The 20,991-nt window shown below is 70.6% G+C and carries 20 protein-coding genes; 13 read left to right on the forward strand and 7 right to left on the reverse strand.

All coding sequences use genetic code 11. The features are described 5' to 3' along the window. Positions 1-30: 30 nt before the first annotated feature. Both R9X44_RS24210 and R9X44_RS24215 read right to left on the reverse strand, forming a co-directional pair. Entirely contained in the window at positions 31-981 is a 951-nt protein-coding gene (locus tag R9X44_RS24210; protein ID WP_319816552.1) for a hypothetical protein, read from the reverse strand. 40 nt (positions 982-1,021) lie between these two features. Beyond that, a complete protein-coding gene (locus R9X44_RS24215) occupies positions 1,022-2,152 on the reverse strand; it encodes a PP2C family protein-serine/threonine phosphatase (RefSeq protein WP_319816553.1) in 1,131 nt (376 codons plus the stop codon). A gap of 158 nt (positions 2,153-2,310) precedes the next feature. On the opposite strand from R9X44_RS24215, the gene R9X44_RS24220 reads away from it, so the two are divergent. From R9X44_RS24220 to R9X44_RS24245, 6 genes are all read left to right on the forward strand, one after another. Beyond that, complete coding sequence (locus tag R9X44_RS24220; RefSeq protein ID WP_319816554.1) at positions 2,311-3,009, forward strand: energy-coupling factor ABC transporter permease; 699 nt, start codon at positions 2,311-2,313, stop codon at positions 3,007-3,009. Then, positions 3,006-3,350, forward strand: coding sequence for a PDGLE domain-containing protein (locus R9X44_RS24225; RefSeq protein WP_319816555.1), 345 nt, complete (start codon positions 3,006-3,008; stop codon positions 3,348-3,350). The genes R9X44_RS24220 and R9X44_RS24225 overlap by 4 nt, the downstream gene beginning before the upstream one ends. Before the next feature lies 1 nt (position 3,351). Further along, complete coding sequence (gene cbiQ / locus R9X44_RS24230; protein WP_319816556.1) at positions 3,352-4,128, forward strand: cobalt ECF transporter T component CbiQ; 777 nt, start codon at positions 3,352-3,354, stop codon at positions 4,126-4,128. Continuing rightward, positions 4,129-4,884: an ABC transporter ATP-binding protein gene (locus R9X44_RS24235; RefSeq protein ID WP_319816557.1), complete on the forward strand. Its 756-nt coding sequence runs from the start codon at positions 4,129-4,131 to the stop codon at positions 4,882-4,884. 118 nt (positions 4,885-5,002) lie between these two features. Next, positions 5,003-5,938 (forward strand): ATP-binding protein, encoded by a 936-nt coding sequence (locus R9X44_RS24240; protein ID WP_319816558.1) that lies wholly within the window; start codon positions 5,003-5,005, stop codon positions 5,936-5,938. Positions 5,939-5,955: 17 nt separating this feature from the next. Further along, entirely contained in the window at positions 5,956-6,423 is a 468-nt protein-coding gene (locus R9X44_RS24245; protein ID WP_319816559.1) for a ribose-5-phosphate isomerase, read from the forward strand. A gap of 63 nt (positions 6,424-6,486) precedes the next feature. Here R9X44_RS24245 and R9X44_RS24250 read toward each other — a convergent pair whose 3' ends face one another. Continuing rightward, positions 6,487-7,101: a disulfide bond formation protein DsbA gene (locus R9X44_RS24250; protein ID WP_319816560.1), complete on the reverse strand. Its 615-nt coding sequence runs from the start codon at positions 7,099-7,101 to the stop codon at positions 6,487-6,489. Positions 7,102-7,229: 128 nt separating this feature from the next. On the opposite strand from R9X44_RS24250, the gene pepN reads away from it, so the two are divergent. After that, the gene (pepN, locus tag R9X44_RS24255) at positions 7,230-9,794 is read left to right on the forward strand and encodes an aminopeptidase N (RefSeq protein ID WP_319816561.1); all 2,565 of its coding nucleotides are present in this window, start codon (positions 7,230-7,232) and stop codon (positions 9,792-9,794) included. A 154-nt stretch (positions 9,795-9,948) separates the two neighbouring features. After that, a complete protein-coding gene (locus R9X44_RS24260; protein ID WP_319816562.1) occupies positions 9,949-10,587 on the forward strand; it encodes a TetR/AcrR family transcriptional regulator in 639 nt (212 codons plus the stop codon). Here the strand turns inward: R9X44_RS24260 and R9X44_RS24265 are convergent. Beyond that, on the reverse strand, positions 10,584-11,294 hold the full coding sequence (locus tag R9X44_RS24265) for a hypothetical protein (RefSeq protein WP_319816563.1): 711 nt from the start codon (positions 11,292-11,294) through the stop codon (positions 10,584-10,586). The genes R9X44_RS24260 and R9X44_RS24265 overlap by 4 nt on opposite strands. Before the next feature lie 214 nt (positions 11,295-11,508). Between R9X44_RS24265 and R9X44_RS24270 the strand changes: the two genes are divergently transcribed. The 3 genes from R9X44_RS24270 (at position 11,509) to R9X44_RS24280 (ending at position 15,422) form a co-directional block, all read left to right on the forward strand. Beyond that, positions 11,509-12,189, forward strand: coding sequence for a L,D-transpeptidase family protein (locus R9X44_RS24270; RefSeq protein WP_319816564.1), 681 nt, complete (start codon positions 11,509-11,511; stop codon positions 12,187-12,189). A 670-nt stretch (positions 12,190-12,859) separates the two neighbouring features. Beyond that, positions 12,860-13,921, forward strand: coding sequence for a serine/threonine-protein kinase (locus tag R9X44_RS24275; RefSeq protein ID WP_319816565.1), 1,062 nt, complete (start codon positions 12,860-12,862; stop codon positions 13,919-13,921). 49 nt (positions 13,922-13,970) lie between these two features. After that, positions 13,971-15,422 carry a beta-N-acetylhexosaminidase gene (locus R9X44_RS24280; protein ID WP_319816566.1) on the forward strand — a complete coding sequence of 484 codons (1,452 nt, stop codon included), beginning with the start codon at positions 13,971-13,973 and terminating at the stop codon, positions 15,420-15,422. A gap of 16 nt (positions 15,423-15,438) precedes the next feature. Here R9X44_RS24280 and R9X44_RS24285 read toward each other — a convergent pair whose 3' ends face one another. The 3 genes from R9X44_RS24285 to R9X44_RS24295 all read right to left on the reverse strand — a co-directional run bounded on the left by R9X44_RS24285 (position 15,439) and on the right by R9X44_RS24295 (position 19,176). Beyond that, positions 15,439-16,176 (reverse strand): ZIP family metal transporter, encoded by a 738-nt coding sequence (locus R9X44_RS24285; protein WP_319816567.1) that lies wholly within the window; start codon positions 16,174-16,176, stop codon positions 15,439-15,441. 301 nt (positions 16,177-16,477) lie between these two features. Beyond that, positions 16,478-18,637, reverse strand: a complete 2,160-nt coding sequence (locus tag R9X44_RS24290; protein WP_319816634.1) for a bifunctional serine/threonine-protein kinase/ABC transporter substrate-binding protein — start codon at positions 18,635-18,637, stop codon at positions 16,478-16,480. Between the two features lie 92 nt (positions 18,638-18,729). Continuing rightward, entirely contained in the window at positions 18,730-19,176 is a 447-nt protein-coding gene (locus tag R9X44_RS24295) for a TetR-like C-terminal domain-containing protein (RefSeq protein ID WP_319816568.1), read from the reverse strand. A gap of 31 nt (positions 19,177-19,207) precedes the next feature. Here R9X44_RS24295 and R9X44_RS24300 point away from each other — a divergent pair, with 31 nt between their 5' ends. Together R9X44_RS24300 and R9X44_RS24305 are read left to right on the forward strand one after the other, a co-directional pair. Next, positions 19,208-20,188 (forward strand): amidohydrolase family protein, encoded by a 981-nt coding sequence (locus R9X44_RS24300; RefSeq protein ID WP_319816569.1) that lies wholly within the window; start codon positions 19,208-19,210, stop codon positions 20,186-20,188. A gap of 16 nt (positions 20,189-20,204) precedes the next feature. Further along, positions 20,205-20,786, forward strand: coding sequence for a nuclear transport factor 2 family protein (locus tag R9X44_RS24305; protein WP_319816570.1), 582 nt, complete (start codon positions 20,205-20,207; stop codon positions 20,784-20,786). Positions 20,787-20,991: the final 205 nt, after the last annotated feature.

The following is a 20,991-nucleotide window of genomic DNA, read 5'->3' on the forward strand; positions in this document are numbered from 1 at the left end:
TTGCGGACCGGGTCTCGCGCTGACGGGAGATCAGGCGCGGAGGAGGCCGATGATGTGGGCGGAGACGTCGGCGAGGAGGGTGTCGGGGGTGATCGGGACGCCCGCGACCGCCGAGAAGGCCCTGGGCAGGTCGGGGATGGGGAACTCCGCGCCCTCCGGCTCGTCGCGGAACAGCGCGTGCTTCTCCAGTGAGCGGCGCGAGCGCCCCCACGCGTCGAGCACCTCTTCCTCCGACGGCACCCCGAACCCGTGGCCGACGGGCGCGGCGTGCCTGAGCCGGACGAAGGCCCCGTCGCTGTACTCGCGGGCGAGACGGCACCGGGCGGCGAGCGTGGCCCTGGCGTCGGCGCGCAGGTTCTCCACGACCGAGCAGGGGGTGCGGCACTCGAACCCGCACACGCTGAGCGCCTTGATCACCGTGGTGTGCTGCCGGTCGAGGTAGTTGCGCCACCCCTCCGGCGGGTCCCCGGCGACGCGCAGCGACCGTTCGCACGCCGCGACGAGGCCCCTGGTGTGCGCGCAGCGGTCGTTCTCGGCGGCGACGCCGAACCTGCTGCCGTTGATCTTCATCCGGTCGGGCAGCCGCGCCGGGTCGGCCGCGTGGCCGAGCACGGGCTCCCACGCCAGCACGGTCAGGTACTCGGCGGCGATGTGCGCGGCCGCGACGACCCCGCCGAGCTCGCGCCGCTCCCAGTGCACCGCGATGACCTCGAGCAGCAGCCGGAAGCCCGCCCGCATGGACCCGAGCGCCCCCCGGTAGGTCTCGCCCGGCTCCTGCGGCACCCTGACGGCCCTTGCCCGGTCCACCAGCGCGCGCGGCACCGACGGATGGGCGACGCCGAAGTCCTCGGCGTCGAGCTGGAGGAGCTGGTGGCCGAACTCCGCGACGCCCTCGATCCGGCGGGGCGCGTGCCCCGACCTGGCGAGTGCGGCGAGATCGCCGAAGGCGCAGCGCCGCGCGAGTTCCTCGAGTACCGCCAACCGAACCCGCTTTCCCGGGCCGGTCAGCCCGTCGCCGTCGTCAGCGCCGCCACAGCAGGACGAGCGCGCAGTCGTCGTCGTGGGCCGCGGACATCGACTGGACGATCTCCCGCGCGCCCTTGCGGAACCCCTGGGCGACAAGCCGCTCGGCGGAGGCGAGCAGCTCGTCGATGCCCTGGTCGAGGTCGCGCCCCGGCTGCTCGACGAGGCCGTCGGTGTACAGCATGAGCGCGTCCCCGGGGCCGAGGCGGCCGCTCTCCGGCTCGCACTTGAGGTCGGGGACCACACCGAGCACAACGCCCTTGGCCGTGCCGACGTGCCAGGTTCCGGCGCTCGCGTCGAACTTGACGGCCGGGGGATGCCCGGCGGACTCGATCACGTAGTCGCCGGTGGTCAGGTCGAGCACCACGTGGACCGCGGTGACGAACCCCTCGTCCCAGTACTGGCGGTGGAGATAGGTGTTGCACACCGCGAGGTACTGGTCAGGAGGGACCGATCCAAGCAGGCCGCCGAACGCGCCCGACAGCATGAGCGCCCTCGTCCCGGCCGCGACGCCCTTGCCGGAGACGTCGACCAGCGCGACCTCCAGCAGGTCGCGGTCGTCGGCGGAGCGGTGGCGGCATGACACGACGAAGTCGCCGCCGAAGGACGATCCGCCCGCCTGGGCGAGCTCGACATTGCTGTCCCAGTCGCCGGGCAGGGCGGGGATCTGGCCCTGGCGGTTCAGCCTGTCGCGCAGCTCGAGCAGCATGGTCTCGCCGCGCAGGCCCTGCACGCCGATCTGCTGGCGGTTGCGCGACAGCGCGAGCGCCAGCAGCGTGGTGAGGCCGACGGTGATGAGGATGCCGGGGGAGAAGCCGCGGTCGATGATCGCGCTGTCCACCGCGACGACCCCGGCGACCACGACGAGCAGCGCCGTCAGCGCCTTGACGCGCAGCAGCAGGCCGCCCGCGAGGACGACGAGGACGAGCGCGCTGGGCGGGAACCACTGCTGGCCCACCCAGTTGGTGCCCGCGCACATGCCGAGCGCCACCGCGGACAGGAAGACAAGGACATACCGCTCACGGATTCTGCCGCGCCTCAGCCAGCGGTAGAACGCCACGAGGACCGGCACACGCCGCAGTTGGGCGCGCACCTTCGGCGGCATGAGGTGTACCAGGCGTTGCAGCATGTCGCCGCCACTGTATCGAGCAAATCAACCCTGCGGCGTCAATCCGCCCGACCCTCACCCCGAGGACAGAGCTCCACGATCGTTATTGCGAAACCCTTGCACCTGCGTTTCGTGCGTTCCAAAGTAGGACACGTTGGTCTTACCAGGGAGGATTCGCCGTGCATGTACCCGACGGCTTCATCAACGCGCCGGTCTCGGTCGCGACCGGGGTCGTGGCCGCAATCGGCGTGGGCGTCGCCTTGCGCGGCGCACGACGCGAACTGGACGACGCCACCGCGCCGCTCGCCGGGGTCACCGCCGCCTTCGTCTTCGGCGCCCAGATGCTCAACTTCCCCGTCGCCGCCGGTACCAGCGGCCACCTTCTGGGCGGCGCCCTCGCCGCGATCCTCGTCGGCCCCTACACCGGGGCGCTCGTGGTCTCGGTCGTGCTCGCCGTTCAGGCCCTGCTCTTCGCCGACGGCGGCCTGACCGCGCTCGGCGTCAACATCACGATCATGGCGCTGGTCACCGTGCTGGTCGGCTACGGCGTCTTCAAGGGGCTCCTCGCGGTCCTGCCCAAGCGCAGGTCGAGCGTCCCGGTCGCGGCGTTCGCCGGCGCGTTCATCTCGGTCCCGGCCTCGGCGATCGCCTTCACCGGGATCTACGCGATCGGCGGCACCACCGACATCCCGCTCGGGTCGATGCTCGCCGCGATGACGGGCGTCCACCTGCTCATCGGGATCGGCGAGGCGCTGATCACCACGGTCACCGTCTCCAGCGCGCTGGCCGTCCGGCCCGACCTCGTCCACGGGGCGCGCGGCCTCGCCAGGCCACTTCACCTCGTCCAGTCGCCCGGTACGCAAGGAGCCGCAGCGTGAGCACGGTCAACGAGTCAAAGGCCAGGTCGGGCGTCAGCGCGCGGATCGTCGCGGCCGTGGGCCTCGCCGTCGCGCTGGTCCTCGCCGGATTCGTCAGCTACTACGCCTCGGGCAGCCCCGACGGCCTGGAGAAGGTCGCCGCCGACAAGGGCTTCGACGCCGGGGCCAAGGACCACGCGGGGGCCGAATGGCCGCTCGCCGACTACGGCGTCTCGGGCGTGGAGAACGCGCGGCTGTCCGGCGGCCTGTCCGGCGTGATCGGCGTCGGCGTCGTCCTGCTGGCCGGAGGCGGCCTGTTCTGGGTGCTGCGCAGGCGTCCGGAGCGCGGCGACGGGGCCTGACATGGGAGCGGGCCACGCGCACAGCCTCTACCTGCGCCGGGACTCCCCGGTGCACGCGCTGCCGCCGCACTGCAAGATCGTCGCGACGGTCGGTTTCGTGCTGGCCGTCGCGGTCACGCCAAGGCACGAGGTCTGGGCGTTCGCGCTGTACGCGGTCCTGCTCGCGGCGGTCGCGGCGGTCGCGCGGATTCCGGCGGGGACGATCGCGCGGCGGATGGTGATCGAGGTGCCGTTCGTGGCCTTCGCCCTGTTCCTCCCGTTCGTCGCCCGAGGGCCCGAGGTCGAGGTGCTCGGCCTCGCGCTCAGCGTCGACGGCCTGTGGGGCGCGTTCACGATCCTCGCCAAGGGCACCCTCGGCGTCGTCGCGTCGATCCTGCTCGCCGCCACCACCGAGCCGCGCACGCTGCTGCTCGGCGTCGAACGTCTCGGGCTGCCGCCACTGCTCACCCAGATCGCCACATTCATGTTCCGCTACCTGGACGTCGTAGCCGACGAGTTGCGCAGAATGCGCGTGGCGCGTGCGTCACGCGGGTTCGAGGCGCGCGACCTGCGCGACGCCAAGGTGCTCGCCCGTTCCCTGGCCTCGCTCTTCCTGCGCTGTTACGAGCGTGGTGAACGCGTCCACCTGGCGATGCTCAGCCGGGGCTACGACGGCAGGATGCCCGTCCTCGCCGAGGCGGGCGCGTCCCGGGGGCAGTGGGCGGCCAGCGCGCTACTGCCCGCGGCAGCTGCCGTGGTGGCGGCCGCCGCTTGGATGGTCGCCTTTAGGCTGGGCTGAATGGACGCTTCACTTGAGGTCTCCGGCCTCGCCTACGCCTACCCCGACGGCACCCAGGCGCTGTTCGGGGTGACGACCTCGATAGCGCGCGGCGAACGGGTCGCCCTTCTGGGTCCGAACGGGGCGGGCAAGACGACCCTCGTCCTTCACCTCAACGGCATCCTGCACGGAGGTGCGGGAACGGTTCGGGTGGGCGGGATGCCGGTGGACCCGTCGGACAAGAAGGCGCTGAAGGAGATCCGGCGGCGCGTCGGCGTCGTCTTCCAGGACCCCGACGACCAGCTCTTCATGCCGACCGTCAAGGAGGACGTCGCGTTCGGCCCGGCCAACCTCGGGCTGCGCGGCCGGGAGCTTGACGAGCGCGTCGCCGAGGCGCTGGAGCGGGTCGGGATGGCCGCGTTCGCCGACCGCGCGCCGCAGCACCTCAGCTTCGGCCAGCGCCGCCGCGTGGCGGTCGCGACGGTCCTTGCGATGCGCCCGGAGATCCTCGTCCTTGACGAGCCGTCGTCCAACCTCGACCCCGCCTCGCGGCGCGAGCTCGCGGAGATCCTGCTCTCCCTCGACGTGACGGTCCTCATGGTCACCCACGACCTCCCGTACGCCGCCCAGCTCTGCCCGCGCTCCCTGATCCTGTCCGACGGGATCATCGCCGCCGACGGCCCCACCCTCGACCTGCTCTCCGACGCCGAACTCATGGCCGCGCACCGGCTCGAACTCCCCTTCGGCTTCGTCCCCCAGGCCCTGTCGGGCGCCTGAGCCCGCCGGAACGCCGTCCTCGCCGCCGGAAATCGCGTTCCGGTTGCGGCACGGCGAGTGATCGGCGACACTGCGAAGTGACAACCGTTTTCATTTCACTTCATTCCCGGGGGCCATCGTGAAGGTAGCTTTCGTCGGCAAGGGCGGTAGCGGCAAGACCACCCTGTCCTCCCTGTTCATCCGGCACCTGCACGCCACGGGCCTGCCCGTCGTGGCCGTGGACGCCGACATCAACCAGCATCTCGGCACGGCGCTCGGCCTCGCGGAAGACGTCGCGGCCCCGGCGCTCGGCGACCACCTGACCGCCCTGAAGGACCACCTGCGCGGCGACAACCCGCGCATCGCCTCGGCGGCGACCATGGTGAAGACCACCCCGCCGGGACACGGCTCACGGCTGCTGCACATGTTCGGCAGGGACCCGTTCCACACCGACCTGTCGCTCGACGTCGCGCCCGGCCTGAAGCTGCTGGCCACCGGCCCGTTCACCGACGACGACCTCGGCGTGGCCTGCTACCACTCCAAGACCGGCGCGGTCGAGCTGTACCTCAACCACCTCGTGGACGGTCCGGGCGAGTACGTCGTGGTCGACATGACCGCCGGGGCCGACACGTTCGCCTCCGGCCTGTTCACCCGCTTCGACGTGCTGTTCCTGGTCGCCGAGCCGACCCGCAAGGGCGTCAGCGTCTACCGCCAGTACACCGACTACGCGCGCGACTACGACGTCACCATCAAGGTCGTCGGCAACAAGGTGCACGACGAGCAGGACGTCGCCTACCTGCGCGAGCACGTCGGGGAGGACCTGCTCACCTGGTTCGGCCACTCCCCGGCAGTCCGGGCGATCGAGCAGGGCCGCGAGGGCGCGCACCTCGAGGAGGCCGGCATCGCCTCGATGGACGTGCTGCGCAAGACCGTCGACGAGCAGGTCAAGGACTGGCAAAAGTATCTGCGCCAGGCCACGGAGTTCCACGTCAAGAACGCGCGGAGCTGGGCCAACCGGGCGACCGGCGAGGACCTCGCCGCGCAGGTGGACCCGGAGTTCGCCTTCCCGGCCTGACCTGGGAGACTTGGGGCATGCGAGTTTTCCTGGGATCGGACCACGCCGGCTACGAGCTGAAGGAGCACCTGGTCGGCTGGCTGACGGCCAACGGCCACGAGGTCGTCGACTGCGGACCCAAGGTCTACGACGCCGTCGACGACTACCCGCCGTTCGTGCTGCGCGCGGCCGAGGGCACGGCCGCCGAGCCGGATTCCCTCGGCATCGTGCTGGGCGGCTCGGGCAACGGCGAGGCGATCGCGGCCAACAAGGTCAAGGGCATCCGCGCCGCGCTCGTGTGGAGCGACGACACCGCGACCCTGGCCAGGGAGCACAACAACGCCAACGTCATCAGCATCGGCGCGCGCCAGCACTCACAGGACGACGCGACGCGGTTCGTCGAGCTGTTCCTGGCGACCCCGTACTCGGACGAGGAGCGCCACACCCGGCGCATCGACATGCTCACCGACTACGAGAACACCCGCAAGCTCCCGCCGCTGCCGTAACGCCCGCCCTCATACGACGAAGCCGCCGCCGAGCAGGGCTCGGCGGCGGCTTTCCGTTTCCGCTCAGTCGAAGGTCGGCGGGGCGGTCCTGGTGCGCTTCAGCTCGTAGAAGCCGGGGACGGACGCCGCCAGGCGCAGCCCCTCGAACAGCCGTACCGCGTCGTCGCCGCGCGGGATCGGCGTGATGACCGGGCCGAAGAACGCGTGGCCCTCGATCTCCACGACCGGCGTGCCGACCTCCTGGCCGACCTTGTCGATGCCGACCTGGTGCGAGGCGCGCACGTCGTCGTCGTAGGACTCGTCGGTCGCGGCCTCGATCAGCGCCGCGTCAAGGCCCGCCGCGGCGATCGCCTCGGCGATGACCTCGTCGGTGATCCCGCGCCCCTCGTTGTGGATGCGGGTGCCGAGCTCGGTGTACAGCGGGCCGAGCACGTCGGAGCCGTACTTCTTCTCGGCCGCGATCGCGACGCGCACCGGGCCCCAGCCGCGTTTGATCATCTCGCGGTACTGCTCGGGCACGTCCTTGCCCTCGTTCAGCACCGAAAGCGACATCACGTGCCATCGCGGCTCCAACGGGCGCTGCGCGGCGACCTCGTGGATCCAGCGTGACGTGATCCACGCCCAAGGGCACAGGGGGTCGAACCAGAAGTCGACGGTGATCTTCTCGTTGTCCGACAAGGCTTACCTCCGGGTGATGGCCTGCGTCTGCCGGTAAGACAAACCGGCCGTCAGCTCCGTTGATTCCCCGGCTCAGGGTAGACATGAAAAGATCCGGAGAGCACACGATCACACATCGGGAGGGGCACGTGGCAGGCAACCTGACGCGCGACGAGGCGCGGGAACGGGCCCGGACGCTGGCCGTCGAGTCCTACGAGGTGGCGCTCGACGTCACCGAGGGCAACGGCCCGGGGGCGGTCTCCACCGGCGAGGAGCGCTTCTCCGCGGTCACCACGGTGCGCTTCAGCGCGACCGAGACCGGCGGGCGGACCTTCATCGACCTGCACGACGCGGTCGTCACCGAGGCGGTACTCAACGGGACCCCGCTTGACGTGTCCACCTACGACGCGGACAAGGGCAGGCTCCCCCTGCCGGACCTCGCGGCCGCCAACGAACTGACGGTCAAGGCGGACATCCTGTACTCGCGCACCGGCGAGGGCCTGCACCGCATGGTCGACCCGGTGGACGGCCAGGTGTACCTGTACACCCAGTTCGAGACCGCCGACGCGCACCGCATGTTCGCCTGCTTCGACCAGCCGGACCTGAAGTCGACCTACCGGTTCGACGTCACCGCGCCCGAGGGCTGGCAGGTCATCTCCAACACCGCGCCCGAGCAGGACGCCCCCGAGGGCGGCAGCGCGCTGTGGCGCTTCCCGGCCACCGAGAGGATGTCCACCTACATCACCGCGCTCATCGCGGGCCCGTACCACGTCGTGCGCGACTCCTACGACGACGGCCGCATCCCGCTCGGCGTCTTCTGCCGTGCCTCCCTGGCGGAGTTCCTCGACGCCGAGGCGATCCTCGACGTCACCAAGCAGGGGTTCGCCTACTTCGAGCGGGTCTTCGACTTCCCGTACCCGTTCGGCAAGTACGACCAGCTGTTCGTGCCGGAGTTCAACGCGGGCGCGATGGAGAACGCGGGCGCCGTCACGTTCCTTGAGGACTACGTCTTCCGGTCGCGCGTCACCGACGCCGCCTACGAGCGCCGCGCCGAGACCATCCTGCACGAGATGGCCCACATGTGGTTCGGCGACCTCGTCACCATGCGCTGGTGGGACGACCTGTGGCTGAACGAGTCCTTCGCCACGTACATGTCGGTGCTCTGCCAGGCCGAGGCGACCCGCTGGAAGAGCGCGTGGACGACGTTCGCGAACGCCGAGAAGGCGTGGGCGTACCGTCAAGACCAGCTGCCGTCCACCCATCCGATCGCGGCCGACATCCCCGACATCCGGGCGGTCGAGGTCAACTTCGACGGCATCACCTACGCCAAGGGCGCGTCGGTGCTCAAGCAGCTCGTCGCCTACGTCGGGCTTGACAACTTCCTCGAGGGCGTCCGCCGGTACTTCCAGCGGCACGCGTGGGGCAACACCGTGCTCACCGACCTCCTCGACGCCCTCGAGGAGACCTCGGGCCGCGAGCTGACCTCCTGGTCGAAGGAGTGGCTCGAGACGTCCTGGGTGAACACGCTGCGCCCGTCGTACGAGGTCGACTCCGACGGCGTCTTCACCGAGTTCGCCGTGCTGCAGGAGGCCGTCCCGGACTACCCGACGCTGCGCTCGCACCGGATCGCGATCGGCCTGTACGACAGGACCGACGAGGGGCTCGTCCGGCGCAAGCGGGTCGAGCTCGACGTCGTCGGGGCCAAGACCGCGGTGCCCGAGCTGGTCGGCGAGCGCCGTCCCGACCTCGTGCTGGTCAACGACGACGACCTCACCTACGCCAAGATCAGGCTCGACGAGCACTCGCTGACCACGCTGATCTCCTCGATCGGCGAGATCAGGGACAGCCTGCCGCGCGCGCTCGCCTGGTCGGCGGCTTGGGACATGACCCGCGACGCCGAACTGGCGACCCGCGACTACGTCAAGCTGCTGCTTTCCGGCATCGGCGGCGTCAGCGACATCTCGGTCGCCCAGACGCTGCTGCGCCAGGCGCGCACGGCCGTCTCCCAGTACGCCGACCCGGCCTGGCGCGAGACCGGCCTGTCGCTGATGGCCGACGCGCTGTTCGAGCTGGCCAAGGCCGCCGAGCCAGGCTCGGACTTCCAGCTCGCCTACCTCCAGGCGTTCTCGTCCTCCTCGACCTCCGACGAGCACCTCGGCTACCTCGCGGGCCTGCTCGACGGCTCGGTCGTCCTGGAGGGCCTGAACGTCGACACCGACCTGCGCTGGGGCCTGCTGCGCCGCCTGGTCGTGCGCGGCAAGGCCGGCGAGGCCGAGATCAAGGCCGAGCACGAGCGCGACGCGACCGCCGCGGGCGAGCGGCACGCCGCCGCGCTGCGCGCCGCGATCCCGACCCCGGAGGCCAAGGAGGCCGCCTGGCAGCGGATCATCGGCGGCAAGCTGCCGAACGCGGTGTTCCGGGCGACCATGGGCGGGTTCGTGGAGCCCGACCAGGCCGACCTCCTGCTGCCCTACGCCGACAAGTACTTCGCCGAGGTCGGCAGGGTCTGGAAGGAGTGGAGCAGCGACATGTCCCAGACGTTCGCCGAGGTCGCCTACCCGTTCCTCAACATCAGCCAGGAGACCATCGACCGCACCGCCGCCTACATCGCGGCGGAGAACCCGCCGTCGGCGCTGGTGCGGCTGCTGAGCGAGGGGCGCGACGGCGTCGCGCGGGCGCTGCGGGCGCGCGCGAAGGACGCTGCGGCGTCCTGATCGGTTAGCCGTACAGAGTCAGTTAGCCGTACAGAGTCATACAAAAGGGTCGTCCGGGTGGGTGCCGGGCGGCCCTTTTGTCATGTGCGTATAGGATTGGACAAAAGCCACTTATGGGATAGACCACAAACTATCCGGATAGATAGGGATGAACATGGAGCCTGTGCGCGCCGTGCTCTCCCGCGACGCCATCGTCAACGCCGCGATCGACCTCATCGAACGCGACGGCGTCGAGGCGCTGTCCATGCGCAAGGTCGCGGCACGCCTCGGGGTCGCCGCGATGTCCCTGTACCACCACGTGCCCAACAAGGCGGCCCTTGTCGACGCCGTCGTCGAGCGTGTGGTGTCCGACCTCGACTTCGCCGACGACCCGGCGGCCGACCCGCGCGAGCGCGCCAGGGGCATGATGCGGGCCTTCCGCAAGATCGCCAAGGACCGGCCGAAGTCCGTCAACCTCGTGATCACCAGGACGTTCGAGTCGCCGGCGACGCTGCGGCTGTACGAGCACGCGATGGAGATCGCCCGCGCGGCCGGATTCGCCGGGGGCCAGGCCGCCCGCATCGCCTCGGCGTTCCTTTCGTACGTGATCGGCTCGCTGCTGCGCGAGGCGCGCTTCGCCCGCGAGGCGACCTCGGGGACCGGGGGAGACCCGTTCATCCGGGGCGCGGACGCGATCGACCCCGCCGACTACCCGAACGTCACCGCGCTGGTCGCCGAAGGCCACGTCTACGACGCGGACGCCGAGTTCGAGGTCGGCCTCGAGATGCTGCTGCGCGGCCTTCCCGAGGTCTAGGCGGACTTGCCGGGGCCGAACAGCCGCTGTGCGGTCTGCGCGATCTCGTGGGCGGTGACGGCCGACCCGTCGTCCTTCGCGCGGCCCCTGATCCACGCCGGGACGCGCCACGAACGCATCAGGACGACGCCGCCCGCGGTCATCCTCGCGTCGCCGACGCGTCCGCCGTGGACGGCCACCACCACCGACGCCTTGACGGGCTCGCCCATCTCCTGGGAGACCGCCTCGGACACGTCGCGGGCCAGGTCCTCCCAGCTCGCCACGAGCTTGGCCTGGGAGTCCTTGCCGAAGAAGAGCCTGCCCTTCACGGCGACGAGGTCGACGTCGGGGGAGTGCACGAGGTTCTGCACGAGCCACAGCCGTCCGGGGGAGGCGACGACGTGCGCGACGACCCCGTGGCCGGGGACGGCTCTGCGATGCAGGACCGCGTACTCGCCGCGTCCGGCGGCCTCCAGCACGCGCAGCGCCCGCGCGGTCGCGACCGAGCCGTCCTCGCCGTGCCGCCACACCCGAGACTCCGCGCGGACGCGCAGGTAGCGCAGGCCGTCGTAGGCGAGGAAGCCGACGGCGAAGCCGAGCGCCCAATAGATGGCGAGGCCGCCGACAAAAACGCCGAACACGTATCCGGCGACGAGCGCGACGACCACTCCGCGCAGTCTGGCCCGCTTCCGCTTGGCGGAATCGGCACTCCAGAGCTGTTCGTACACCTGTTGGCGAGATCCCCCGACAAGTGCGGGGTTCTCCTTTTGGTAGATGTTGTTGCCGAACACAGGTCTATGGTGACTTATCTACCTTAAAATGCAATCTATCCGGTTGGTAACCGAAGGTAGTCGTACCTCCTTCATCATCCGGACTGTTGACACATTTCCCCAGCATGTGGTCGGGTTTGCTGATCGACAGATCATCTTCATGGGGGTATGTGTGAGGAAATTTGCGCTGGTCGCGCTCGCCGCGACGCTCGTCGCCGGCCCGCTCGCCGGGGGTGCGCAGGCCGCCCCGACCGACACGCCGAACCTCGCGCTCGGCAGCAAGGGCGCCGCGGTGAAGAAGCTCCAGCAGCGCCTCCTGCAGCTCAAGTACGATCCGGGCAAGGCCGACGGCAAGTTCGGCGGCACCACCCGCGCCGCGGTGTGGGCGTTCCAGAAGGTCAACGGCCTCGAGACGTCATCGACCGGCAAGGTCGGCCGCAAGACCTGGAAGGCGCTCGACAAGCCCAAGCTCCCGACCGTCATCACGGCGAAGAAGAAGCGCGAGCGCAACCGCGTCGAGGTCAACATCAGCAAGCAGCTCGTCGTGGTCTACAAGAACGGCAAGATCGCGCTCATCAGCCACACCTCGACCGGTAGCGGCCGCTACGAGGACGGCGCGGTCTCCCGCACCCCCCGCGGCTACTTCCGCGTCGAACGCAAGATCAAGGGCGTCCGCCACGCCCCCCTCGGCACCCTCTACAACCCCATCTACTTCTACCGCGGCTACGCCCTCCACGGCTCCCCCAACGTCCCCCTCTACCCCGACTCCCACGGCTGCGCCCGCCTCCCCTTCGGCACAGACATGAAAATCTTCAACCTCGTCCCCATCGGCTGGCAGGTAAGAGTGAAGTAGAAAACGAGAAGAGCAGGCTTCCAGCTAAACCGGGGCCACGGCCTTTGGGTGGAAGACCCCAGAGTGATTGGGCGCGTCGCCGTCTGGACCGGAGGTCTGTGAGCCGCCAGGCGAGCAGACCGGAGGGAAGACGGCGACTTCCCGGCGCCCAATCACCGTCGCGGCGGAGCCGCGACAATAAAACACAGCGCGTCGCCCCCAAGCCCTATACCCCGGAGCAGGAGTTCCACCTCAGCCCGCAACCCACCCGGGTTCCACCCCGGCGCACCACTCGCCCGTCGCGGCGAAGCCGCGACAATTGAACATGCCGGTGCCCGCGTGCTAGTACCTCCCACCCCTGGGGTTCTCGCACGCGGGTCACCGGTCCGCCGCGCGTTCCGGTCGCCTTACCGTCGTCCGTCGAGGAGGAGCCGACGACGGTCTCGCTTCCGGTCCTGCGCGGCCCCGATCTCTCGGAGCTGACTTCAGCTTAGGACGCGAGATCGCACGGGAGGCTACACGCCGGTGACGTGTTTGTTTCGTGCCAACGAACCAAGTTCGCCCCGTCTCACCGTCGTGGGCGGCGGCCGGGGAACGGCGTGGTGACGATTCGGCACAGATGCCCGATAGCGCCGCGCGGATCGGGCACGCTTGGAGCGCACGACACACGGCGCGACAGGAACGGACGCAGGTGCAGGAGACGTTGCCGGGCGGGATTCTCCCGCTGGCGTTGGAAGATCCCAAGTCCGTCGGCGGTTACCCCCTGCTCGGCCGGATCGGCTCGGGCGGCATGGGCACCGTCTATCTGGCGGAGGGGGAGGACGGCGCGCGCGTCGCCGTCAAGACGATCCATCCGAGGCTCGCCGAGGACGCGGTGTTCCGGGCGAGGTTCGCCGACGAGGCCGCGCTCGCGGGCCGGGTCGCGTCGTTCTGCACGGCGGCGATCGTCGCGCACGGCGAGGACACCGCCCTGCACGCGGCGGGGCTGCCCTACATCGTCAGCGAGTACATCGGCGGGGTGCCGCTGGCCAGGCGCGTCAACGAGAGCGGCCCGCTGCCCGCGTCGGACCTGCACGGGGTCGCGTCCGGGGTGGCGACGGCGCTCGCGGCGATCCGCGAGGCGGGCCTGGTACATCGCGACCTGAAGCCGTCGAACGTGGTCCTGACGCTGTCGGGCCCGCGCGTGATCGACTTCGGCATCGCCCGCGCGCTTGACGCCTCCACAAGCTGGACCACCACCGGCACCGTCCTCGGCACGCCGGGCTGGATGGCCCCCGAGGTCCTCGTCGGCGGCTCGGCGACCCCCGCCGCCGACGTGTTCGCCTGGGGCCTGCTGATGGCGTACGCGGGCACGGGCCGTCCGGCGTTCGGGGAGGGCCAGGCGCTCGACGTGGCCCGCAGGGTAGTCCAGGAGGAGCCTGACCTGCGCGGCCTCGAGGACGGCCCGCTGAAGGATCTCGTCCGCGCGGCCCTGGCCAAGAAGCCGGAGAACCGTCCGACGGCCCCGGAGCTGATGATGCGCCTGGTCGGCCGCGAGGAGAACGCCGCCGCGCCTCCCGAAGAAGAGGAGATACCAGGACGTCCCGGGCGTCCCCTGCTGGTGCTGGCGATCATGGCCGTGGTCGCCGGGCTGGCGCTCGGCGTCGTCGCGGCGCTGTCGGCGGGACCGGTGCCCGAGGCCGAGCCGAGGGCCGAGATCGTGGTGCCGACGCCGTCGTCGGACGAGCTGCGCGTGAGCCGTGGAACGGGGTGATCTGGGCGGACTTATTTAAACAGGAAAGAAACCTGTTTAATATGCGGATGTGGAACCGAACCTCATCCCCGTCCCGCGCGCCCTGCTGCCCGGAACCGGCGAACTCGTCCTCGACGGGCGCGCCACGCTGACCGCCCCGGACGGACCCGCCGCCGCCTTCCTGCGCGCGCTGCTCACCCGCGCCACCGGCCTGCCGTTCCCGGCCCCCGAACCGGGCACGCCCGCGACCGTCGCGCTCACCCTTGACGGGCCGCCCTCCCTCGGCAGGGAGGGCTACCTCCTCGACGTCGCCGAAGGCGGCGTAAGGCTGCGCGCGCATACCGACGAAGGGCTCTTCCGGGCCGTCCAGACGCTGCGCCAACTCCTGCCCCCGCAGATCGAGTCGCCGACGCCGTCAGCGGGCCCGTGGACCCTCCCGTACGTCGCCGTCGAGGACGGGCCAAGGTACGCGTGGCGCGGCGTGATGCTCGACGTCGCCAGGCACTTCTTTGACGTCGCCGCCGTCAAGGGGTTCATCGACCGCGTGGTGCCCTACAAGTTCAACGTCCTGCACCTGCACCTGAGCGACGACCAAGGCTGGCGGCTGGAGATGGCCGGCTATCCACGGCTCACCGAACACGGCTCCACCACGGCGGTAGGGGGACCTCCCGGAGGGTTCTTCACCCAGGACGACTTCAAGGAGATCGTCGCGTACGCGGCCGAGAGGTACCTCACCGTCGTCCCCGAGATCGACGTCCCCGGGCACACGCAAGCGGCCATGTCCAGCTACCCGTTCCTGTCCACGCAGGAGGCTCCCGAGCTGTACGAGGGCGTCGAAGTCGGGTTCAGCGAACTCGCCATCCACCGCGACTCCACGTACGCCTTCCTCGACGACGTCTTCGGCGAGTTGTCAGCCCTCACCCCCGGCGGCTTCCTCCACATCGGCGGAGACGAGGCGCTGTCCACGACGCCCGAGGACTACGCCCACTTCATGTCCCGCGTACTGCCGCTGGTGGGGGAGCGCGGCAAGACCGTCGTCGCGTGGCAGGAAGCTGCTTCCGCGCCCGGCCTTCCCCCGGGCGTCCACCTCCAGTACTGGCGGCCCACCAGCGAGGACGTGCCCGACGCGCTCACCGCCGCCGCGCGGGCCGGCGCGAAGCTCGTCATGTCGCCCGCCGACCGGGTCTACCTCGACCAGAAGTACGCCGAGGACACCGAACTCGGACTCAAGTGGGCGGGGACCGTCAGCGTCCGGCAGTCCTACGAGTGGGACCCCGAGGCGCTCGTGCCGGGGGCCGAGGTCGCGGGCGTCGAGGCCCCGCTGTGGACCGAGACCCTGCACACCCCCGACGACCTCGACCACATGCTGTTCCCGCGCCTGCCCGGCGTCGCCGACGTCGCCTGGTCGGCCGCCCCGCGCGACTGGGACTCCCACGCCCGACGCCTCCGCGCCCACACAGCGCGCTGGGAGGCCGCGGGTATCACGACCTACTACCGGGCGCCGGAGCTGACCGAGGACTGACGTGCCGCCGCCCTCGTCAGTGCCGGTGGCTGATCCCGACCACCACCCACATGGCGAGGGCGCCCGCGACCGTGCACAGCAGCGTCAGCCGCGACGGGTGGCGGGCGTGCGCCTCGGGCAGGATGTCGGCGGTCGCCAGATACAGCAGGAAACCGGCGAAATACCCGAGATAGAGGCCGACGAGGCGGTCGGGGACCTGGAAGAGGCTGCCGAGCGCCGCGCCGGCGATCGGCGCGAGCGCGTCAGCCCCGACGAGGGCGAGGGAGCGGGCGCGCCCGTTGCCGTAGAGCGAGGCGAGGGTGAAGGTGTTGAACCCGTCGGCGAAGTCGTGCGCGATCACCGCGATCGCGACGGACACGCCGACGGCGGTGCCCGCCTGGAAGCCGATGCCGATGCCGAACCCGTCGAGGGCCGAGTGCAGGATGAGGCCGCCCGCGCTGAGCAGCCCGATCCGCTGCAGTTCGTGCCTGTGCTGCCCGTACTCGGCCTCGTGCGCCCGGTGCAGCGCGAGGCCGCGCTCGATCACGTGGATCGTCAGGAACCCCGCGACGATCCCGACGCTGGCCGCGGGCACCCCGAGCACCTCGAACGACGCGTACTCCATCGCCTCGGGCACAAGATCGAACCCGACCACGCCAAGCATCAACCCCGCGGCGAACCCCAGCACGAGATGCCGCCGGTCCCGTGTCCGGGCGGCCACCCATCCGCCGAACAGCGTGGCGAGCGCCGCCACCGCCGCCACCAAGATCGCCACTTCAAGATCATGCCCACCGACGGCCGTCCCGACCCACAAATACACCGGAGGCGGGCCGTATTGCCCGTCTCCGGTGGTTTCCTTCTTCTCGCCGTGCGGTCCGATAGGGACTGGGCCGTCTCGGTTGTCGCCTCGGCGGGTCCGAGATGTAGGGGGAACACCTTTAAGTCCATCTGGTGTTCTTCCTTCATTTCGGTACCTTCAGTCTAAGCCGCAGGGTCGTTCGGGTGGGGCTTCCCTGGGTTCCGATAAGGGTGATTGTTGGTGTTATCGCCGGTGGAAAGGGAAAGCGCGGACCTCGTCAGGGTCGCGCCTCGGTTGACGTCCCCAGCAGCACGAACGCGCCATTCTCCACCCGGTAGAGGTAAATCGACGGGTCCCTCGGCTCGCCGTCCGCGCCGAATCCGAGCGGCCCGGTGACGCCCGCGGTGACCTGTGTCGAAAGCCAGGAGTTGACGTCCCCCGGAAGGATCTTGCCCGCCTGCACGGCCCTGATGAACAGCGTGACGGCGTCGTAGGCTTCGGCCGCGTATGCCTGGGAAGGCGGGTTGTCGTACGCGTCGCGATAGGCGTCGGTGAAATCCGTGGCCTCAGGCAGGTGCTTGCCTTCGGGATCTACAAGGCACGCGCAAGACACGTACGCGCCTTCGGCGGCGGTGCCCGCAGTCTTCGTCAGCTCGGGCCCGAACGTGCCGTCCCCGCCGACGAACGGCACGTCGACGCCGCCCTCGCGAAGCGCGTTGAGCAGCCTGCCCGCCCCCGGGTCGTGCCCGGCGACGAACACGGCGTCCGCGTCGAACGCCTTCACGTCCTTCACCAACTGCCCGAACGCGTCCTGGTCGTGCTCGTAGTCCCACTGACGCGCCGTTCGGCCCGAGCCCGTCACTGCGTCCCGTACCCGTTCGGCGAGAGGTCGCCCGTCCACCGTGTTGTCATGCACGACGGCCACGCGCCCGGCCTTCAACCGCTGCACAAGGAACTCGGCTACGGCGTCGCCCTGCACGTCGTCTCCGGGGATGACCCGGTGCCAGTAGCGAAGTCCCCGGTCCCCGAGCCCCGCCACCGTCGTCCCGTACGCGACGCTGGGAATCCCCGCCTCCTCAAGGACGGGCGCGACGACCTCGGCGTCACCGGAGTACGCGGGTCCGATGATCCCGACGACCCCCTCATCCACAGCGCGCTGGGCGAGCACCTGCCTGTTGGCGTTGCCCGACGCGTCGTAGACCCGCAGATGTATCGGCACGGCCGGGCCCGTCGCGTTGTAGGCGTCCACGGCGAGCCGGACGGCGTTCACATCCTCGTCGACCCCGTCGCCGAGCCACGTCATGTGCCCCAGCAGAACGGGCTCGCCCGAGGGGACCACCGGCACCGCCTGCTCCGGCGAGGCCGACGACCGCACAGGCGACTCCCCACCGGGCCCGACAAGGAAATACGCGGCCGCGCCCGCCGCCGCCAACACGGCGACAGGAGTCACCCAGAGCGCACGCCTCCGCCGCGGCGGCCCTCCCCCCAGGATCTCGCCCGCGCCCATGGGCGGCGGCTCGGCCACGGAAGCCTTCCGGTAAGGAGCCGAGGCCCGCAACGGCTCAAGGGCATCCCGCATGGCCCCCGCGTCGGCGAACCGATCCTCCGGCCGCTTCGCGAGCGCGCGCATGATCACCGCGTCCCAGTCCGCGGAAATCCCGGGCGTCACCTCCGACGGAGGCGCGGGCACCCGATGCACCTGCTGGTGCAGCACCCCCTGCACATCCCCCCGGAACGGCGGCGCCCCCGTCAGCAGCCCGTACAGCAAACACCCCACCGAGTAGACGTCCCCTTCGGGCCCGCCGGACGCGGTCCCTGCCGCGGGCGTCCAAGCCGTCCCCTCAGCCCCCCGCTCAGCCTCCTCGGGCGGCGTCCAAGCAGCGCCCCCGATCATCTCCCCGGCCCGGGTGAACCGAGTCCCCGTCCCCGAAAGCACCCGCACCAGCCCATAATCCGTGACCTTCACCCGCACCCGCCCGCCCCGCCGCACCACGAGCACATTCGACGGCTTCACATCCCCGTGCACCACCCCGCGCGCGTGCCCCTCCGCCAGAACCGCAAGAACGCCCTCGGCCACCTCCAACACGAATCCCTCGCCCAACGCCCCCACCCCCACCTCATCCACCCGCACCCCACCCTCAACGAACTCCGAAACCACACAAACGCCCCGCTCATGATCGTTCCCCACGTCCAGCACCTCAGCCACCCCCCGATGCCGCACGCTCCCCGCCACCCCCCAGACCTCCCGCACCACGAACGCCGCGGACCCCAGCCCCCTGACCAGCCCCTCATCCACCACCTTCACCGCAACCAACCCCCCGGACTCCAGGTCCCTCCCCTCATAGACCACCCCCAAGCTCCCCCTCCCCAACACCCTCAGCACCTCATACCGCCCCCCGAGAACCCTCCCGAACCCCCCCACCCCGACCCCTCCCATCTCCGCCACCCCTCCACCCAACCGCACCCACCCCCACCCCGCCACCTTTCCCCCGAATCCGCCCCCACCGAACAGCCGAGCGCCGCGCCGGGTCAGGCGCGGGGCGCGGTGAGGGGAAGGAGAACCTCGTCGACGATCGACTCGACGGTGCCCTGGGTGAGGGTGGCGCGATCTCGAGCCTCGGAGAACAGGAGGCGGGGACCCACGGAGGCGACGAGGGGAGTCGCGGCGGCGGGGTCGGCCTCGCCGCGCGCGACGGCGGCGTGCAGGCAGTCCATCACGATCTTGTGGTTGGGGTCGATGACGAGTTCCTTGACGCGGGCGTAGAGCTCGGGCGGGGTGCTGAACTGCGTCATCAGCGGGTGGAGGGCGCGGCCGCGGGGCTCGTCGAGGATCCGGGCGAGCCTGCCGAGCAGGAAGAGCAGGTCGCCGCGCAGTGATCCGGTGTCGGGGGCGACGAACTCGCCGAAGCCGACCACCGGGTCGCCGAGCGCGGCGAGCAGCAGCTCCTCCGGCGTCGACCACCGGCGGTACAGCACCGACTTGCCCGTCCCCGCGCGGGGCGCAAGCTTGTCAAAGGCGAGCGCACTCAGACCGCAGATCGACGCGGCCGGCGGCGTCCTGCTGCCCGGCCTGATCGACGCGCATGTGCACGTCCACGGCCCGGAGAGCCTCGACGCGCTGGCCCGCTACGGCGTCACCACCGGCCTTGACATGGCGGCCTGGCCCGCCGAGCTGCCCGCGTCGCTGCGCGGCGCGAAGGGCACGTGCGACATCCAGAGCGCGGGTCTGCCCGCCATCGGCCCCGGCGGCGCGCACGCGCACATGCCGAAGATGTCCAAGGACGCCATCGTGACCGACCCCGCCCTCGCCAGGGACTGGGTCGCCGTCCGGGTCGCCGAGGGATCGGAGTACATCAAGCTCGTCTTTGAGGCGCCCGGTGGCGGCGGCGTGCCCGCCGACGCGGCCCGCGAGCTCGTCCGCGCGGCACACGACGCGGGCAGGCAGACGATCGCCCACGTGGCGTCCGCCGCCGCCGTCACCATGGCCATCGACGCAGGCGTCGACTTCATCACCCACGTCCCGCTCGGCGCGCCGATCGAGCCCGCCGACGTCACACGGATGCTCGACGGCGGCCGCGTCGCCATCCCCACGCTGATCATGATGCGCGGCGTCGCCGAGGGCATGGGCAGGCCCGAGGGCTTCGCCGGCAGCGTGCGCACGGTCGCCGCCCTGCACGAGGCGGGCGTCCCGATCCTCGTCGGCACCGACGCCAACGACGAACCCGGCGCCCCCTTCGCCGTCAAGCACGGCGAGAGCATCCACGAGGAGCTTGAACTCCTCGTCCAGGCGGGCCTGACCCCTCTGGAGGTCCTGCACAGCGCGACGTCCCTCACCGCCCGCTACTTCGGCCTCGACGACCGGGGCTCGATCACCCCCGGCAAGCGCGCCGACCTCCTCCTGATCGCGGCCGACCCCCTCGCCGACATCAGCGCGACCCGCGCCGTCCAACGCGTCTGGTGCGCCGGCATCGAACACGAGACCGCCTGACCCCGAGAGGATCCCCATGAGCGACACAGAGGACATCACCCAACTCATCCTGCGCGAACGTCAGGGCCGGGACCGGGGCTGGTGGCACCAGATGCGCGACGCGTACTTCCCCGACTCCACCGTCTCCCTGAGCTGGTTCACCGGGTCGGGCCCCGACTTCGTGCGCGAGTCCGAGGCGATGAGCGGGCGCGGCGACCGCGCCGTCCACCGCCTCGGCCCGCCCATCGTCCAGTGCGAAGGCGACCGCGCCTTCGCCGAGGTCGCCACCGCCATCGACTTCCAGATCACCTGGGACGGGGTGCCCGTCCACCTCACATCCTTCACGCGCCTCTACTACCGCCTGGAGAAGCGCGCCGGACACTGGGGCATCCTCGACCTCACCGCCGTCTACGAGCGCGACACCCTAACCCCCGCAATCCCGGACCAAACCATAACCATCCCCCCCGACACCATCCGCAACCTCCGCCCCTCCTACGCCCTACTCGCCCTCCACCTAAACCGCCGCGGCTACCCCACACCCCCCAACCTCCTCGGCGACGACACCCCCGACGCCGTCACCACCTCCCTACAACACTGGCTCCACCCCACCCCCACCTGACCCCTCCAAAGGGCACGCAAGGGGCACGGTCTCTTGCCCCTCAACTTGGCTCTGATGCCTGCTGTGCAGACGCGTGAGCCGCACAGTAGGCGGTGAGGAAGAGGCCGATCATGGGGGAGGGAACGATCCGTGCGACGAGGGCGATCCGCGCGTCTTGCTCACCCTCATCGTCGGTGAAGGTGAACGCGATCCCACGCTTCTCATG

The organism is Actinocorallia sp. A-T 12471 (genome assembly GCF_033875155.1).
GTDB lineage: Bacteria > Actinomycetota > Actinomycetes > Streptosporangiales > Streptosporangiaceae > Actinocorallia.

Bases quoted from the DNA above. Each gene is read 5' to 3' on its own strand.
- R9X44_RS24215 (WP_319816553.1), bottom strand. From the start codon at position 2,152: ATGCTGCAACGCCTGGTACACCTCATGCCGCCGAAGGTGCGCGCCCAA.
- R9X44_RS24235 (WP_319816557.1), top strand. From the start codon at position 4,129: ATGGACGCTTCACTTGAGGTCTCCGGCCTCGCCTACGCCTACCCCGAC.
- R9X44_RS24305 (WP_319816570.1), top strand. From the start codon at position 20,205: ATGAGCGACACAGAGGACATCACCCAACTCATCCTGCGCGAACGTCAG.
- R9X44_RS24290 (WP_319816634.1), bottom strand. From the start codon at position 18,637: ATGGGAGGGGTCGGGGTGGGGGGGTTCGGGAGGGTTCTCGGGGGGCGG.
- R9X44_RS24245 (WP_319816559.1), top strand. From the start codon at position 5,956: ATGCGAGTTTTCCTGGGATCGGACCACGCCGGCTACGAGCTGAAGGAG.
- R9X44_RS24260 (WP_319816562.1), top strand. From the start codon at position 9,949: ATGGAGCCTGTGCGCGCCGTGCTCTCCCGCGACGCCATCGTCAACGCC.
- cbiQ (WP_319816556.1), top strand. From the start codon at position 3,352: ATGGGAGCGGGCCACGCGCACAGCCTCTACCTGCGCCGGGACTCCCCG.